The sequence below is a fragment of the Fredinandcohnia onubensis genome (assembly GCF_002734215.1).
GTDB classification, from domain to species: domain Bacteria; phylum Bacillota; class Bacilli; order Bacillales; family Bacillaceae_L; genus Ferdinandcohnia; species Ferdinandcohnia onubensis.
Genome location: NZ_NSEB01000001.1, coordinates 63,729 through 80,132 on the forward strand (window position 1 = coordinate 63,729; position 16,404 = coordinate 80,132).

Consider the following 16,404-nt stretch of genomic DNA (forward strand, 5'->3'; position numbering starts at 1 on the left):
GCAATGAATAGATAAAAGTTAAAAGACACTGCCTAGGCAATGTCTTTAGTAAATAGATGTATTTTCTTTTGTGGTAGTTTCAATGATTTCCTTGACTCGTGCTAAGAATCGTCCTGCAATAAGTCCGTCTAACACACGGTGGTCAAGAGACATACAGAGATTCACCATATCACGAACGGCAATCATTCCATTAATGATTACTGGTCGTTGTACGATTGATTCAACCTGCAAAATGGCTGCTTGTGGATAATTGATAATCCCCATTGACTGGATTGAACCAAATGAACCTGTATTATTCACTGTGAAGGTACCGCCCTGCATATCGTCAGCAGAAAGCTTCCCAGCTCGAACCTTTGTTGCAAGTTCAGTAATTTCCCTTGCAATCCCTTTTATTGATTTTTCGTCCGCATTCTTAATAACTGGAACAAATAGAGCATCTTCTGTGGCAACGGCAATTGAAATATTAATATCCTTTTTCTGAATAATTTTATCTCCTGCCCACATTGAATTTATTTGTGGAAATTCCTTGAGCGCTTGAGCTACTGCTTTTACGAAAAACGCAAAGAATGTAAGGTTAAACCCTTCTTTTTGTTTAAAATCATTTTTAATAGAATTTCTGTATGCGACCATATTGGTAGCATCCACTTCAATCATGGTCCATGCATGTGGAGCTTCATGCTTACTACGTAACATATTTGCCGCAATCGCTTTACGCACCCCTGTTACTGGTATTTCAACATCACCAACTGCAACAGGTACATTAGATGGTGAGGCAGGCCTACTAGTTTGTGGACTAGCAACAGGTTGACTAGTAGGTTTAGACTCTACTGTTTCTACTTGCTGACCTGCTGTAGGTATCTGACCAGACTCAATCAACTTTTGGAGATCCTTACGTGTTATTCTACCGCTTGCTCCAGTTCCTTTTACCTGAGTTAGATCGATATTATGTTCCTGTGAAAGCTTTAGAACGGCCGGTGAATAGCGTAATTTTTGAGAAGTATCACTTTGCTCTGCCACTACATTTGTAGCTTTTTCAGAAGTGACCTCCTTATCAGTGCTTGGGGTTGACTTCTGATCAGTTTCACTTCCTGCCGTTTCAATCACACAGATTACTTCACCTACTGCTAGAGTTTCTCCTTCTTCTGCAATAAGCTCTTTTATCGTTCCTGAAAACGAGGAAGGTACCTCTGCATTCACTTTATCTGTCATTACCTCAGCTAATGGATCATATTTGTTTACTGTATCTCCAACTGCGACAAGCCATTTACTAATGGTGCCCTCTGTAACACTCTCACCGAGTTGGGGCATTGTTATTTTTTCAGTCGCCAATCATGAAACCTCCTCATTTAAGCAGAATTACATTCTGCGCAAATAAAATAAATTTAGTATTCAGCAAGCTCTCTCATTGCTTTTTCGACTTTGTCTGGGTTCACCATGAAGTATTTTTCCATTGTTGGTGCGTATGGCATAGCAGGTACTTCTGGACCGGCAAGTCGCTTGATTGGTGCATCTAATTCAAATAAACAATTCTCAGCAATGATTGCAGAAACTTCACTTATAATACTTCCTTCTTTATTGTCTTCTGTTAACAGTAAGACTTTGCCCGTCTTTGAAGCTGCTTCAATAATTGCTTCTTTATCAAGCGGATATACGGTACGCAAATCAAGAATATGCGCTTGAATTCCATCCTTTGCAAGACGCTCAGCAGCCTGCAAAGCAAAATGCACACACAATCCATACGTAATTACCGTAATATCGTCACCCTCACGCTTCACATCTGCCTTACCAATTGGCAATACATAGTCATCATCTGGTACCTCGCCTTTAATTAAGCGATAAGCACGTTTATGTTCGAAGAATAAAACTGGGTCTTCATCACGAATAGCAGCCTTTAACAAGCCTTTTACATCATAAGGAGTAGATGGCATTACAATTTTCAAGCCCGGTTGGTTTGCAAAAACCGCTTCAACTGATTGTGAATGATAAAGTGCACCATGGACTCCCCCACCATATGGAGCACGAATAGTAATTGGACAACTCCAATCATTGTTCGAACGATATCGTATTTTAGCGGCTTCAGAAATAATTTGGTTGACTGCAGGCATTATAAAATCTGCAAATTGCATTTCAGCAATAGGTCTCATTCCATACATTGCTGCACCAATTCCAACTCCTGCAATGGCTGACTCAGCTAGAGGGGTGTCAATTACACGTTGCTCCCCAAATTTTTCATATAGCCCACTTGTCGCCTTAAACACTCCACCTTTTTTTCCAACATCCTCTCCCAATATAAAAACTTTAGGATCACGTTCCATTTCTTCACGAATTGCCATCGTCACGGCATCAATATATGAAATTACAGCCATTCTTTTTCCCCCTTACTGTTCAGCGTAAACATATTTTAGAGCATGCTCTGGCTCCGCGTATGGAGCATTTTCTGCATAGTCTGTTGCTTCGTTAACAAGCTTCGCAATACGGTCTATGATTTCCTGTTCTTTTGCCTTATCTAGTACTCCTACTTCCTTTAAATAAGCTGCAAAAGAGAGGATTGGATCATTTTTCTTTGCTTCTGCCACTTCTTCCTGCTCACGATATGCACGATCATCATCATCAGATGAGTGTGCAGTCAGACGATACGAAATAGTCTCAACTAAGGTTGGTCCTTCCCCCTTACGGCCTCTGTCTGCTGCTTCTTTCACTGCTTTATATACTTCAAGAGGATCATTTCCATCAACAGTTACACCGGGCATACCATATCCAATGGCACGATCGGAAATCTTTTCACAGGCTACCTGTTTTTCATACGGAACAGAAATGGCGTATTTATTATTTTCACACATGAAGATAACGGGTAGTTTGTGGACGGCTGCGAAATTCGCACCTTCATGAAAGTCGCCTTGGTTAGATGAACCTTCACCGAATGTAACAAAAGTAACTAAATCTTTTCCTTCCATCCTTCCCCCTAAGGCTACACCAACTGCGTGAGGAACCTGTGTAGTAACTGGAGACGAACCCGTTACAATACGGTTTTTCTTTTGACCAAAATGACCAGGCATTTGACGTCCACCTGAATTTGGGTCTTCAGCCTTTGCAAATGCAGACAACATCAATTCCTTTGCCGTCATTCCAAATGTAAGTACCACTCCCATATCCCGGTAATATGGCAATACATAATCTTTTTCGCGTTCTAGGGCAAATGCCGCACCTACTTGTGCTGCTTCTTGACCTTGACAGGAAATGACAAATGGAATTTTACCTGCACGGTTTAATAACCACATTCTCTCATCTATTTTTCTTGCTAAAAGCATCGTTTCATACATTTCAAGAACTGCATCATCACTTAACCCCAATGCTTGATGACGATTTTCGGACATGAAAAGACCTCCTTAAAAAATCATAATTTTCGCAGGTTGGACAAGCCCGCTAATTAAAAAATATTAAAATCCGAACCAAATTATGCGTGTATGGCTTTACCATCAACAGCTAAAGCAGCTTCCCCAATCGCTTCAGACAAGGTTGGATGAGGGTGTATGGTGTGTGCAACCTCCCATGGAGTTGCATCTAGGACTCTTGCTAATCCAGCCTCTGAAATCATATCCGTTACATGTGGCCCGATCATATGAACACCTAGTAAATCGTCTGTAGCTTCATCAACAACAAGTTTTACAAATCCATCAGATTCACCAAAAACAAGGGCTTTCCCAATTGCTCTAAATGAAAACTTCCCGACTTTCACTGTGTAGCCTTTATCTTTCGCTTCCTCTTCTGTAAAACCAACACTCGCTACTTCAGGATTACTGTATACACATTTAGATACAAGTGAATAGTCAATCGGCATCGGATTCTCACCAGCAATATGCTCAACCGCTACTATTCCCTCATGGGATGCAACATGTGCAAGTTGAAGGCCTCCAATTACGTCTCCAATTGCGTAAATATGAGACTCTTTCGTTTGGAAAAATTCATTTGTTTTGATATACCCTTTTTCTACAACAATCTCCGTATTTTCAAGGCCAATATTTTCTACATTTGCTTGTCGACCGACAGATACAAGAACCTTTTCTGCTGAAAAAGTTTTTATTTCCCCTTTTTGCTCAGCTTGAATTGTAATTCCTTCTCCTTTTTCAAGGGTCTCTGGCAATACTTTTGCACCTGTAACAATTTTTACGCCTTTTTTCTTAAGCAATCGCTGCATTTCCTTTGAAACTTCATGATCCTCGGTTGGAAGAATTCGATTCGCATACTCAAGGACTGTAACTTCAACACCGAAATCGTGCAGCATTGACGCCCATTCAATTCCTATTACACCTCCGCCAACAATGACTATTGATCTTGGCAGACTCTCCATTTGAAGAGCTTCATCAGAAGTTAAAACGTATTCCCCATCAATTTCAAGTCCAGGTAACGAACGCGGTCTAGACCCTGTTGCAATAATTACATTTTTAGGAATCAACATTTCATTTTCTTCGCCATTATTCATTTCGACTGAAATTGTTCCAGGCATTGGTGAAAATATAGATGGGCCTAAGATGCGTCCAAATCCGTCAACGACATCGATTTTCCCTTGTTTCATTAAATGTTGAACACCTTTATAAAGTTGCTCTGTGATTTTATCTTTTCGTTCCTGTACTTTTGAAAAATCAAGTGAAACATCTTTTGTGATAACCCCAAATTCTTCACTTCTTTTCGTTGTTGCATACACTTCAGCACTTCTAAGTAGAGCTTTACTTGGGATGCATCCTGCATGTAAACAGGTTCCTCCAAGCTTACCTTTTTCTACTACTGCCACTTTCAGTCCCAGTTGTGAGGCACGAATGGCAGCTACATAACCACCGGTCCCGCCTCCTAAAATTACTAAATCATATTCTTTTGACATTATTACTCACCTTCTTAAGCACCTATTTTAATACCGGGGTTTGAAGTGGTTTTCCTGGATAATCTTTTTCCTTCTCTTCCCCTTGCAGTACACGTAATGCTCCCTCCGCCAGTGCCCTTAGTTCATTTTCTCCTGGCTGGACGATGACATCCGCAATCCAATTCACTCGGTTAGAAATTTCAGATATAAACTCATTCCCGTAGGCTAAGCCACCAGTTAGAATAATGGCATCAACACGTCCAGATAAGGCTGCACTAGCTGCTCCTATTTCTTTGGAGATTTGGTAGGCCATTGCCTGGTAGACTAATTTCGCCTTTTCATCTCCTTGTTTAATCATTTTTTCGACTTCGATTGCATTATTTGTACCGAGATATCCTACCAATCCACCATGACCTACAAGCTTTTTCATGATTTCTTCTCGAAAATATTGACCAGAAAAACAGAGGTCGATTAAATCCCCCGCAGGAACTGTCCCAGCACGTTCTGGGCTAAATGGTCCATCACCATGCAACCCATTATTAACGTCCACGACTTTACCTTTTTTATGGACACCGACAGTAATTCCTCCGCCCATATGAGTGACAATTAAATTTAAGTCCTCATATTTTTTTCCGAGATCCTTTGCAATTCTTCGTGCAACTGCCTTTTGATTTAAAGCATGAAAAATGCTTCTTCTCTCAATCAAATCAAAGCCCGATATTCTAGCAATCGGTTCAAGTTCATCAACAACAACTGGATCGACAATATATGGAGGAATGTTTAAGCCAGATGCAATTTCATATGCTAATATACCCCCGAGGTTTGAAGCATGCTGACCCGCATAACCAATACGCAAATCATGTAGCATTTCATCATTGACCTTGTAAGTACCACCTTGAATGGGTTTTAACAACCCACCTCTTCCACAGACGGCATTTAATTTTGAAATATTTATACCCTCATTATCTAACGTTTCGAGAATCGTTGTTTTTCGAAATTCATATTGATCGATGATATTTTCATAAGCGTCTAATTCAGACACATCATGTCTAATCGTTTTCTCAAAAACCGAAAGTTCATTATCATATACGCCAATTTTCGTTGATGTTGACCCAGGATTGATAACGAGAATTCGATATTCTTTGTCCTGCAATATTGAAACCTCCATCTGCTTAAAGCTGTGCTCCGTTTGTTTTGCATTCATGTTTGCAACTTATGAAGGTAAAAAGGAGGAAAAGCTTTGCTTAAGCCTTCCCCCACTACAAGCCTTTACTTTCTGCGACTTAAAATGTGGTGCCCGTTTTGTAAAAACTGGCTTCTAGAGTTTCTCATTCTTTCGATACGTTCCTCTGCCAATCGATCTGCCGCTTGGTAGGTTGGAATACCGTCTCTTTTTGCAATTTCAATTACTTTGGCAATTGTGTCATAAATGGATTCTACCTTTTTAAGAGCACGGTCTTGGTTGTACCCATATAATTCATCTGCAACATTAATAACTCCACCAGCATTAATAACATAATCAGGAGCGTAAACGATTCCTAATTCATGAATCGTGTCACCATGACGAGGTTCTTTTAACTGATTGTTTGCAGACCCAGCAATAACCTTTGCTTTTATTTGTGGAATTGTTTCATCATTTACTGTAGCGCCGAGTGCACAAGGTGCATAAATATCGCAATCCACCCCATAAATTTCGTTAGGGTCCACTGCTTTGGCACCAAAATCTCTTACGGCACGATCTACTGCATCTTTATTTATATCTGTTACGATTAAATTTGCTCCTTCTTCATGAAGGTATTTACAAAGTGTGTACGCCACATTTCCTACACCTTGAACAGCTATTATCTTTCCTTCAAGTGAATCCGAACCAAATGCTTCTTTTGCAGCAGCCTTCATGCCGCGGTATACACCAAATGCGGTTACCGGAGATGGGTTTCCTGATGATCCAAACGCTGGTGAGATACCTGTTACAAAATCGGTTTCTTCGTGGATAATGTCCATATCTGCAACAGTAGTACCAACATCTTCAGCGGTAATATATCGGCCATTTAGCCCTTGTATATAGCGTCCAAATGCACGGAACATTTCTTCATTTTTATCCTTGCGTGGGTCACCAATTATAACTGTTTTACCTCCACCTAAATTTAATCCAGCAGCGGCATTTTTATATGTCATACCCTTCGCTAATCTGAGCGCATCCTCAATTGCATCTTCCTCTGAAGCATATGTCCACATACGAGTACCACCAAGCGCTGGCCCCAACGTTGTATCGTGAATAGCGATAATTGCCTTTAGTCCAGATTGTTTGTCCTGACAAAATACTAATTGCTCATAATCATATTTTTCCATATAAGAAAAGATTTCCATTTGTATGTTCCTCCCAAGATTGACTAAAAGTTGATTACTTGCTGGCAGAGCAAACCGCCAATGCCAATGAATATAATTTACTTTTTGCAGAATCGGCTCTAGAAGTTAAGACAATTGGTGCACGGGCACCCGCAATAACAGCCCCAACTTCTGCTTTCGCAAAATAGACTAATGATTTATATAATGCATTCCCAACTTCTATCGTTGGAACTAGCAAAATATCAGCCTGTCCAGCCACTTCACTCGCGATTCCTTTATGCACTGCTGCTGAAATTGAGATCGCGTTATCGAGCGCTAACGGACCATCGACAATACAATTAGGAATTTGTCCGCGATGATTCATTTGGGTTAAAACGGCTGCATCTAATGTTGACTGCATCGAAGGATTAACCACCTCAACTGCAGCAATAGGTGCAACTTTTGGTACTGAGATACCGATTGAATTTGCCACTTTTACGGCATTAGTTAAAATCTGTATCTTTTCCTGAAGTTCCGGAGATATATTCATCGCCGCATCCGTAACGATGATAAGGCGGTCGTAATCTGGCACTTCAAATACAGCAACGTGTGATAGGATATTTCCTGACCGCAGTCCATATTCTTTATTCAAAACTGCCTTAAGAATAGTCGAGGTTGAAATATTTCCTTTCATTAGCACATCTGCCTCACCTGAATGAACCGCTCTAACCGCAGTCACTGCCGCCTCTTCTTTTGATGAGACATTTACTACAACAAGTGCCTCTGGTCCTGCTTCATATCCCCCTTTTTCAGAAAGGATTTGTTCAATTTTTTCTTGATTACCAAACAACAAAAAACGGGAAAGCTTGTTTTTTACGGCTTCTACTACAGCTTCAAGTACTTCTTCATCCTCGGCAGCTGCAACTGCAACGGTCACTTGTGATTGTTTGGCTGCAATACGAATAAGATCAGTAAGTTTCATTTAGACGTTACCTTCTTTTCAATCAAAATTCCCTTTGTTACACCTTTTTATTATGCAATTATCGTGCCAACATATATTTTTGTAAGCGCTTTATATTGTTAACTTTCTCTGAAATTTTTCGTGCAAATTCCTGCATACTCTGCAAATTATTGCGTGCTTTAATTTGCAAGATTATATTTTTCTAACTTATAATACAGACTTCTTAGGGATATCCCTAATGATTTAGCAGCTGCTGTTTTATTTCCACCATTTAATCTTAATACTTCAGCAATTACTTCTGCTTCGTATTTTTCTACTAATTCCGTTAATGGAACATCCTTAATTTCAGTCTCAGCTAACAATTGTTTAGCAGGGGCTTTCTCACTCAAACTGTGTAATGGTTGTACATGTTTTATATCAATTAGTCTTTCCTGATAGTTCATAAAGATTACGGCTCTGCCTAGGACATTCTCTAGCTCCCTAACATTCCCTGGCCAGTCATATTCATACAAATAATTGATCGCGCCCTCAGTTAGCCCTTCAACTGTCCGACCATAATCCTGATTTATTTTATGCAGCAAATGTTCTGCTAGTGGTTTAATATCTTGTTTTCGCATTCGCAATGAAGGGATATAAATCGGAATTTTATTTAAACGATAGTAGAGATCTTCTCTAAATGTTCCGTTGCCAATTCCTTTTTCCAAATTCACATTCGTAGCTGCAATGATTCTTACGTCAATTGGAATTGGTTTCGTTCCACCAACCCGAACGATTTCTCGTTCCTGCAATACCCGTAGTAATTTAGCCTGGGTATTTAATGACATTTCCCCGATTTCATCTAAGAAAATACTGCCATTATTCGCTTCCTCAAAAATACCTCGTTTGCCACCGCGTTTTGCTCCTGAAAACGCTCCTTCTTCATATCCAAAAAGCTCACTTTCTAACAGCGATTCTGAAATCGCAGCACAATTCACACGGACAAACTTATTAAATTTTCGTTTACTTTCATTATGTATCGCATGTGCAAATAATTCCTTACCTGTTCCAGATTCGCCTCTAAGTAAGACCGTAGCAGGGGTTTTCGCACCTAGTTTTGCTTGTTCTATAGCAAATTCCATTTCTTCTGATGAGCCGATGATATCGTCAAACGTATATTTTGCTTCAAGTGACCGAATGATATGTCTAGCTCGATTTAATTCAGATGTTAATTGACTTATTTCAGATACATCATGAATGACACCAACACTACCCTTAAGCTTTCCATCCACAATGATCGGTGCAACGTTAACAATTACATCTTTTTCGTGAGGTCCTACCTTCATGCGAGCACCTCTTACAGCTCTTCTTGTTTTCAAAACTTGCATGTGCATACTTTCACCTTCAGATATATCTGCATTTGCAGGTTTCCCAATGACTTGTTCTTTTTCAAGTCCGGTGATCCGAGTGTACGCACGATTAATTAATATACCTCGCCCATCCTCATCAACAACCGAAATGGCTTCTTCAGAGGATTGAATAATTGCTTCTAGCAAAGTTTGTATTTCTTTTAAATTTGTAATTTCTTCAGCAAGATTTACAACTTCAGTAATATCTTTAAAAACAGCAAATGCACCTAATAACATCCCCGATTCATTGACCATCGGAATTCGGGTTGTAATGATTTTACGTCCATTTTTCAGGACGAATTCCTGGTTGACCTCAATGGCTCTTGTCGTAAGAATGTCGGGTAATCGGCTATCAGGAATACACTCATATATATGTTTTCCAATTGCTTCTTCCTTCGTGACACCAATCATCCTTGATGCACTGTTGTTTAGTAAAATGACTTGGCTATCAATATTAATGACAATCATTCCATCATGGGTTGAATCTAAGATCAAATCGACCATAACTTTCTGCATAACCACAGCCACCTCCTAAAAAAGATTTAAACCGTGCAATATTTTACACACTTTCATTATTTCTTTTTGCAAGAAAGTGCACACTTATATAATAACCTGAATTCTCCATCTTGACAAATTTTATTAATGACTTACATTTAATATATAGGTCGTTTTTATTGAAAGGATTTTTGATATGCAGCGGATACTGGCTCTAATTGTGCTACTAATACCAGGAATTATTGCAGGGGTTGGAATTAAATTTATGAGGGATATGTTTTTTGGCGTCTTGCACAGCCCTATTCCATCCTTAATGCTACAATTTATTATTGGCCTTATTTTCTTTTTAGCAGGTCTCTCTTTTATTGGCGGATTCATTTTACACCGTGACCGGAAAAGAAATAAAGTTCAGGAAAAATTTCAAAACGAAAGCTCACCTGCTGGCGAGCAAAATAAATAATCCTGCTAATATAAGCAGGATTTTTTTACGTTTATAATGTTAAAGCTAATGCTTTCTTCGGATAATCTGTGATGATTGCAGAGCAACCAAATTCAATAAATTGTTTCATCTTTTTCTCATCATTTATTGTAAAAGGACGTACAGCAATCCCATTCAGCTTTGATTCTTCAACTATTTCCTTACTTATCGTCTGGTGATATGGATGAATTCCGTTCGTCTTAAGACGCTTTGCATAATCCCACGGCTCATAAAGACCTTCCATATACAAAATGGCGAGATCAATGGTACTTGAAATGCGTCTGCACTTAACTAAGCTATAATGATTAAAACTTGATATAACAATCCGATTTTCCAGACCATAGTCACTAATCATCTTCAAGGTCTTCTCTTCTATGTCCTTATACGACACTAACCCTGTCTTAAATTCAACATTTATTAGCAGCTGATTTGATTTTGCCCAATCAAATACCTCTTCTAATGTCGGAATTTCACAAAAACCATACTTATCCTTAAACTTGTAGCTCACATCCATTTTTTTGATTTGTTTTAATGTATAATCTTTAACCCAGCCCTTATTTTTTCCATTCGTAGTACGTTTAACGGTTTCATCATGGATAACCACAATGACTCCATCCTTTGTCATTTGAATATCTAACTCAATTCCATCTGCTCCAACCCTGTCCGCTTCTTTAAACGAAATCATTGTATTTTCCGGGTGTGTTCCGGCAGAACCTCTATGACCAAAAATTTTCGTTTTCATCATTGATATTCTCCTTTTTTTGGTATACTTCCATTATAGAGTAATTTTAGTAAAGGGAGAACCATATATGAGACCATTGCAAATTTCTGCTGAAACAGCAATCCGCCTATCAAAAGCCCTAAATGTCCCGATTGAGCAAATCATGCATATGCCTCAACATATTCTTGTACAAAAGAAGATGGAGCTGGAGAAAGCCGAAAAAGAAGACAAATAAGAAAAACACCGTTCCCACTTGGAAACGGTGTTTTTCTATCATATAACAAATATTAAGTTCAATTGTAGTTACTCCTTACCCTCTCAAGACGCTTTGTGCTCAAGACGGAGCTTATCTGCCACCATTGCGATAAATTCTGAGTTTGTAGGCTTTGCTTTTGACATACTTACTGTATAACCAAAAAGATTAGAGATAGAATCGATATTGCCTCGACTCCATGCAACTTCGATTGCATGACGAATTGCCCGCTCAACACGGCTTGCAGTTGTATTGAATTTCTTTGCAATATCAGGATAAAGTACCTTTGTAATTGATCCTAATAATTCAATATCATTGTATACCATTGAGATTGCTTCTCTTAGGTAAAGATATCCTTTAATATGCGCAGGGACCCCAATTTCGTGAATAATACTTGTAATGCTCGCATCTAAATTTTTCGGACCATTTTCTGTACGAACAACATTATTTCCCGAATTTCGTTTAATAATCGGGGCAGTCTTTCCGCTTACTTGACGAATTCGACTTGCAAGATTTTCCATATCGAATGGCTTGAGAATAAAATACGCAGCACCTAAATCGACAGCTTTTTTCGTCACATCCTCTTGACCAAATGCTGTTAACATGATGACATATGGCTGTTTTTCAAGATTTAATTCACGAAGTCTCTCTAATACTGCTAAGCCATCTAGATGAGGCATAATAATATCTAAAACAAGAACGTCTGGTTGTTTATCTTGAAGCATGTTTAGGCAATCTTGACCGTTATACGCAACACCTAATACTTCGATATCATCTTGGCTCGATAAATATTCATCAAGTAAATTAACCAGTTCTCTATTATCATCAACCACACAAACTTTAATTTTTTTCACTCTATTTCCTCCTCAAGCTTAAATCCAGAAAATTTGTATATATTCTTATTCTAAAGAAAGAATTCGACAATGCAATAAGAATTCCTTTAATTTTTTAAAAAAATAGGAAAATTTTATTGAAAAATAAATTATTCTCCATTATACTGAAGTATTCGACTAAAAACGCCAATATTTATTGATGAAATTTGGGTTTTGTCGAAAAATCTTTAGACCCTTTTATTATATAAGCTCAATCAACATTTGGCGATATCTTTTATAGATTTGAACAAAAAAAAGGCAAGCATTAGCTCGCCTTTTTTTGTTCTTTTTTATAAATATCAATTCCCGCCTCACTTAGCATCCACTCGATATGGACACCATATCCGCTTGTTGGGTCATTTACAAATACGTGAGTAACGGCTCCAATAAGTTTACCATCTTGAATAATTGGACTACCGCTCATACCTTGAACGATACCACCTGTTTTTTCTAAAAGGCGTTTATCCGTTATTTTAACAACCATTCCTTTTGTTGCAGGAATTTTTTGAGGAACTGCACTCACAATTTCAATATCAAATTCCTCAACTTTATCATCTTCAACAACTGTTAAAATTTTCGCAGGTCCTGGTTTTACTTGGTGTGAAAGTGCTATTGGCAACGGCTTATCCATAATGCCGTTATTCACTTGTTTATTTAACTCACCAAAAATGCCAAATGGACTGTTACGTTTAATGTTCCCGATAATTTCTTTATCTGCTGAAAAACGTGCAAGCTTTTCACCTGGATCACCATTACTTCCTTTTTCAATTGAGGTAACAGTAGATCTAACAATTTGGCCATCCGATACGACAATCGGCTCTTTAGTATCCATATCTGAGATAACATGTCCTAATGCCCCGTACTTCTTCGTTTCCGGATGGTAGAAGGTCATAGTCCCTATACCTGCAGCAGAATCCCGTATATAAAGACCGATTCGATAAGCTTGATCGTTCTTATCCTTAAGTGGCATGAGCTTTGCCTTTATATCTTCATTGTCGCGAACAATTACCAGGTTTAACGGTTCTCCTGTCTTACCCGATTCTTGAACAAATGGTCCAACATCACTCATCTTTTCGATTTTCTTACCGTTAATTTCTTTAATAATGTCGCCAACCTCTACTCCAGCGATTTCACCTGGGGACTTTTTCCCATCTTCTGTTTCGATTTGGTGATGTCCCACAACCAAAACACCTAGTGTATTTAGTTTCACACCAATTGACTGTCCTCCAGGAATAACCTTAAAATCAGATAAAACATTTACATTAACCTTTTTTACTGGAATACCAGCTAATTCAACCATCATCTCACCTTCACCGCTTTCATTTGCAGCAACTGAGATTTGTTTGTTCTCCACCGCTGATGAAAAGGCAAAATTGGCATCTTGAGTAGTTGTTGTTACTGGTAGTGACGATTGGACTGTAAAATCTTGGCCTTCAAACAGAGTAAGTTGTAATGGAATTTCTAAATATTCTTTTACCGGCTTATAAAACCCTAAAGCCATTATTGAAACAAGGAGAAATGTACCGATTATATATCTAATTTTATCTATTTTCATTTATTTTTCACTCTCCTCGCTCCTATCCCACGCCATAAATCAAACCACTTCTAGAAGTGGTGACTTACTTACTAAAAAGTTTTTATGGCTACATTCTATAATTTGGCCTTTCAAGGCCACATTTATAACCACTATGAGATTAAAAAAGCTACCCAATTTGGATAGCATTACAAATAAAAATTGCTTCTCATTTTGTATATCACAAAGACATTAATGTTTTACCATCTGTCTTGCATGTTTGCTTTCCTTCGCAAGATTCAATAATTCCTGTGCATGTTCCTTTGTTAAATCCGTTATTTCGACCCCGGAGATCATTCGGCTTATTTCTTTAACTTTAGCATCCTCATCCAATGATGTTACGGATGTGATGGTTCTACCTTGTACGGTCTCCTTGGAAATAAACAAATGAGTATCTGCCATTGCCGCAACCTGAGGGAGATGGGATATACAAAGGACTTGGGAGCCAATTGAGATACCATGGATTTTTTCAGCGATAGCTTGTGCAACACGACCACTAACCCCCGTATCAACCTCATCAAAAATAATGGATGTAACACCTTGATGCTTCGAAAAGATTCCTTTAATGGCAAGCATAATCCTTGATAACTCTCCACCTGAGGCAATCTTCGCTAAAGGTTTAAGTGGTTCACCTGGATTTGTCGAAATATAAAATTCAATATCATCTTTCCCATTTGGAGTGAATTTAATAGTCGAATTCTCAAAAAAGTTGATATCAAATTTTGCTTTTTCCATATATAGCTCTTTTAACTCCTGAGTAATTTTATGAATTAGTTCTTTTGCCAATTTTTTTCGAAGGTTTGAGATATTATCGGCTTCAAGCTTCACATCCTCTAGTACTGACTCGAGCTCTTCCTTAATCTTACCGATATGTTGCTCACGATTTTGAATCGTATCGACTTCATCCTCTATTTTTGCTGCATATTCGAGGATTTCCTCAACAGTTTGTCCATATTTTCGCTTTAATTGAGCAATTTCATTTAAACGACCTTCAATAAAGTCAAGTCTTGCAGGATCATATTCTAATTCGTCTAATTGAGTTCTGATTTTATAGGAGATTTCCTCTAATAAATAGAAGCTATTGGAGATGGTCTCATGGATATTTTTTAATTCTTTATCAATATCCATAATATCTTCTGCATGATTCATGGCTAAGCCCACCCAGTCAAGGCCTTTTTGGTCACCATGTAGAGCATTATAACTATTTTGTAAGGCTTTGAAGATTTTTTCGTAATTTGAAATCTTTCTTCTTTCCTCGGTTAGTTCCACATCTTCATTCGGCTGCAAATTTGCATTGCCGATTTCATTTAATTGAAATTGAATTAAATCAAGTCGATGGGCCATTTCTTGTTCGTTTTCATTAAAACTTTTTAACCGTTGTTTTACCTGTAAATAGCTCTTATACACCTCTTGATAGGCCTTTAATGCTTGTTCAAGCAATTTTCCACCGTATTGATCAAGCATATGAATATGTTGTTCCTGATTCATTAAATCTTGGTGTTCATGTTGACCATGGATGTCAATTAACGTTCTCCCAAACTCACGAAGAATCGAAATGGTGACGAGTTTGCCGTTAATTCTACAGACACTTTTCCCCGATTTAGATATATCTCTTCGTAAAACAATCATTCCCTCGCTTATTTCAATTCCAAACTCTTCAGCTTTCGAATAACAAGGATGATTGTTATTATCGATCAAAAATAAGCCCTCTATTTCTGCTCGGTCTTCGCCATATCGTACAAATTCTACAGAGCCTCTTCCTCCCACCAATAAATGGACAGCATCAATAATGATGGACTTACCCGCTCCTGTTTCACCCGTTAGAACTGTCAATCCTTTTTCTAATGAAACCGAAAGGGACTCGATAATAGCAAAGTTCTTTATTGATAATTCTGCTAACAATTCCTACACCTCCTAATTCCACTCTCTCCCTTAGAGCATGTCTAGGAATCGATTTGAAACTGTTTCTGTTTGTTCTGGAGTTTTACAGATAATTAAGATGGTGTCATCGCCACAAATTGTACCTAAAATTTCTTCCCAATCTAAATGGTCGATTAACGCACCGATCGCATTTGCATTCCCTGGAAGAGTTTTCATCACAAGCATATGCCCCGCTGAATCGATTTTCACAAAAGCATCCATTAACGAACGTTTTAATTTTTGAAGTGGATTAAAACGTTGATCAGCAGGTAGACTATATTTATAACGACCATCAATCATTGGTACCTTTACCAAATGAAGTTCTTTAATATCGCGGGATACAGTCGCTTGTGTGATGTTATATCCCTCACTTTTTAGAATATCGACAATTTCATCTTGTGTTTCTATATCGTTGCTCGTGATGATTTCACGAATTTTTATATGCCTTTGCCCCTTATTCATCGTGACATCCTCTCTCTCAAAACTTTGTTTTATTACCTCCTATGTTAGCCGATTCTGACAGAATTGTACATTTTTTTTAATGATTTATCGGGTTTTCAATATGT

At 38.2% G+C, this 16,404-nt stretch carries 15 protein-coding genes; 2 read left to right on the forward strand and 13 right to left on the reverse strand.

All coding sequences use genetic code 11. The annotated features are described in order from the left end of the window. Window positions 1-45: 45 nt before the first annotated feature. The 8 genes from CKK03_RS00305 to CKK03_RS00340 all read right to left on the reverse strand — a co-directional run bounded on the left by CKK03_RS00305 (window position 46) and on the right by CKK03_RS00340 (window position 10,042). Window positions 46-1,329, reverse strand: a complete 1,284-nt coding sequence (locus CKK03_RS00305; protein ID WP_099360650.1) for a dihydrolipoamide acetyltransferase family protein — start codon at window positions 1,327-1,329, stop codon at window positions 46-48. Between the two features lie 53 nt (window positions 1,330-1,382). After that, window positions 1,383-2,366: an alpha-ketoacid dehydrogenase subunit beta gene (locus tag CKK03_RS00310; protein WP_099360651.1), complete on the reverse strand. Its 984-nt coding sequence runs from the start codon at window positions 2,364-2,366 to the stop codon at window positions 1,383-1,385. A gap of 12 nt (window positions 2,367-2,378) precedes the next feature. Next, window positions 2,379-3,374 carry a thiamine pyrophosphate-dependent dehydrogenase E1 component subunit alpha gene (locus tag CKK03_RS00315; protein WP_099360652.1) on the reverse strand — a complete coding sequence of 332 codons (996 nt, stop codon included), beginning with the start codon at window positions 3,372-3,374 and terminating at the stop codon, window positions 2,379-2,381. A gap of 80 nt (window positions 3,375-3,454) precedes the next feature. Then, complete coding sequence (gene lpdA / locus CKK03_RS00320) at window positions 3,455-4,876, reverse strand: dihydrolipoyl dehydrogenase (RefSeq protein WP_099360653.1); 1,422 nt, start codon at window positions 4,874-4,876, stop codon at window positions 3,455-3,457. Window positions 4,877-4,898: 22 nt separating this feature from the next. Next, entirely contained in the window at window positions 4,899-6,023 is a 1,125-nt protein-coding gene (gene buk, locus CKK03_RS00325) for a butyrate kinase (RefSeq protein ID WP_425432831.1), read from the reverse strand. 101 nt (window positions 6,024-6,124) lie between these two features. Next, window positions 6,125-7,228 (reverse strand): branched-chain amino acid dehydrogenase, encoded by a 1,104-nt coding sequence (gene bcd / locus CKK03_RS00330; RefSeq protein WP_281254455.1) that lies wholly within the window; start codon window positions 7,226-7,228, stop codon window positions 6,125-6,127. A gap of 28 nt (window positions 7,229-7,256) precedes the next feature. Beyond that, the gene (yqiS, locus tag CKK03_RS00335; RefSeq protein WP_099360656.1) at window positions 7,257-8,162 is read right to left on the reverse strand and encodes a phosphate butyryltransferase; all 906 of its coding nucleotides are present in this window, start codon (window positions 8,160-8,162) and stop codon (window positions 7,257-7,259) included. Window positions 8,163-8,320: 158 nt separating this feature from the next. Then, a complete protein-coding gene (locus CKK03_RS00340) occupies window positions 8,321-10,042 on the reverse strand; it encodes a sigma-54 interaction domain-containing protein (RefSeq protein ID WP_099360657.1) in 1,722 nt (573 codons plus the stop codon). 175 nt (window positions 10,043-10,217) lie between these two features. On the opposite strand from CKK03_RS00340, the gene CKK03_RS00345 reads away from it, so the two are divergent. Further along, entirely contained in the window at window positions 10,218-10,481 is a 264-nt protein-coding gene (locus CKK03_RS00345) for a DUF2627 domain-containing protein (protein ID WP_099360658.1), read from the forward strand. 31 nt (window positions 10,482-10,512) lie between these two features. Here the strand turns inward: CKK03_RS00345 and CKK03_RS00350 are convergent, their stop codons facing one another. After that, entirely contained in the window at window positions 10,513-11,241 is a 729-nt protein-coding gene (locus CKK03_RS00350) for a glycerophosphodiester phosphodiesterase (protein WP_099360689.1), read from the reverse strand. 67 nt (window positions 11,242-11,308) lie between these two features. Between CKK03_RS00350 and CKK03_RS00355 the strand changes: the two genes are divergently transcribed. Then, window positions 11,309-11,455 (forward strand): YycC family protein, encoded by a 147-nt coding sequence (locus CKK03_RS00355; RefSeq protein ID WP_099360659.1) that lies wholly within the window; start codon window positions 11,309-11,311, stop codon window positions 11,453-11,455. A gap of 83 nt (window positions 11,456-11,538) precedes the next feature. On the opposite strand, the gene spo0A is transcribed toward CKK03_RS00355, so the two are convergent. From spo0A to ahrC, 4 genes are all read right to left on the reverse strand, one after another. Then, on the reverse strand, window positions 11,539-12,327 hold the full coding sequence (spo0A, locus tag CKK03_RS00360) for a sporulation transcription factor Spo0A (protein ID WP_099360660.1): 789 nt from the start codon (window positions 12,325-12,327) through the stop codon (window positions 11,539-11,541). 283 nt (window positions 12,328-12,610) lie between these two features. Next, window positions 12,611-13,900 (reverse strand): SpoIVB peptidase, encoded by a 1,290-nt coding sequence (spoIVB, locus tag CKK03_RS00365; RefSeq protein ID WP_099360661.1) that lies wholly within the window; start codon window positions 13,898-13,900, stop codon window positions 12,611-12,613. A gap of 210 nt (window positions 13,901-14,110) precedes the next feature. After that, window positions 14,111-15,820 carry a DNA repair protein RecN gene (gene recN / locus CKK03_RS00370; RefSeq protein WP_099360662.1) on the reverse strand — a complete coding sequence of 570 codons (1,710 nt, stop codon included), beginning with the start codon at window positions 15,818-15,820 and terminating at the stop codon, window positions 14,111-14,113. Window positions 15,821-15,850: 30 nt separating this feature from the next. Continuing rightward, a complete protein-coding gene (gene ahrC, locus CKK03_RS00375) occupies window positions 15,851-16,300 on the reverse strand; it encodes a transcriptional regulator AhrC/ArgR (protein WP_099351844.1) in 450 nt (149 codons plus the stop codon). Window positions 16,301-16,404: the final 104 nt, after the last annotated feature.

Excerpts from the sequence above, each read along its gene's own strand:
- CKK03_RS00310 (WP_099360651.1), bottom strand. The coding sequence starts at position 2,366 with ATGGCTGTAATTTCATATATTGATGCCGTGACGATGGCAATTCGTGAA.
- CKK03_RS00315 (WP_099360652.1), bottom strand. The coding sequence starts at position 3,374 with ATGTCCGAAAATCGTCATCAAGCATTGGGGTTAAGTGATGATGCAGTT.
- lpdA (WP_099360653.1), bottom strand. The coding sequence starts at position 4,876 with ATGTCAAAAGAATATGATTTAGTAATTTTAGGAGGCGGGACCGGTGGT.
- buk (WP_425432831.1), bottom strand. The coding sequence starts at position 6,023 with ATGGAGGTTTCAATATTGCAGGACAAAGAATATCGAATTCTCGTTATC.
- yqiS (WP_099360656.1), bottom strand. The coding sequence starts at position 8,162 with ATGAAACTTACTGATCTTATTCGTATTGCAGCCAAACAATCACAAGTG.
- CKK03_RS00340 (WP_099360657.1), bottom strand. The coding sequence starts at position 10,042 with ATGCAGAAAGTTATGGTCGATTTGATCTTAGATTCAACCCATGATGGA.
- CKK03_RS00345 (WP_099360658.1), top strand. The coding sequence starts at position 10,218 with ATGCAGCGGATACTGGCTCTAATTGTGCTACTAATACCAGGAATTATT.
- CKK03_RS00350 (WP_099360689.1), bottom strand. The coding sequence starts at position 11,241 with ATGAAAACGAAAATTTTTGGTCATAGAGGTTCTGCCGGAACACACCCG.
- CKK03_RS00355 (WP_099360659.1), top strand. The coding sequence starts at position 11,309 with ATGAGACCATTGCAAATTTCTGCTGAAACAGCAATCCGCCTATCAAAA.
- spoIVB (WP_099360661.1), bottom strand. The coding sequence starts at position 13,900 with ATGAAAATAGATAAAATTAGATATATAATCGGTACATTTCTCCTTGTT.
- ahrC (WP_099351844.1), bottom strand. The coding sequence starts at position 16,300 with ATGAATAAGGGGCAAAGGCATATAAAAATTCGTGAAATCATCACGAGC.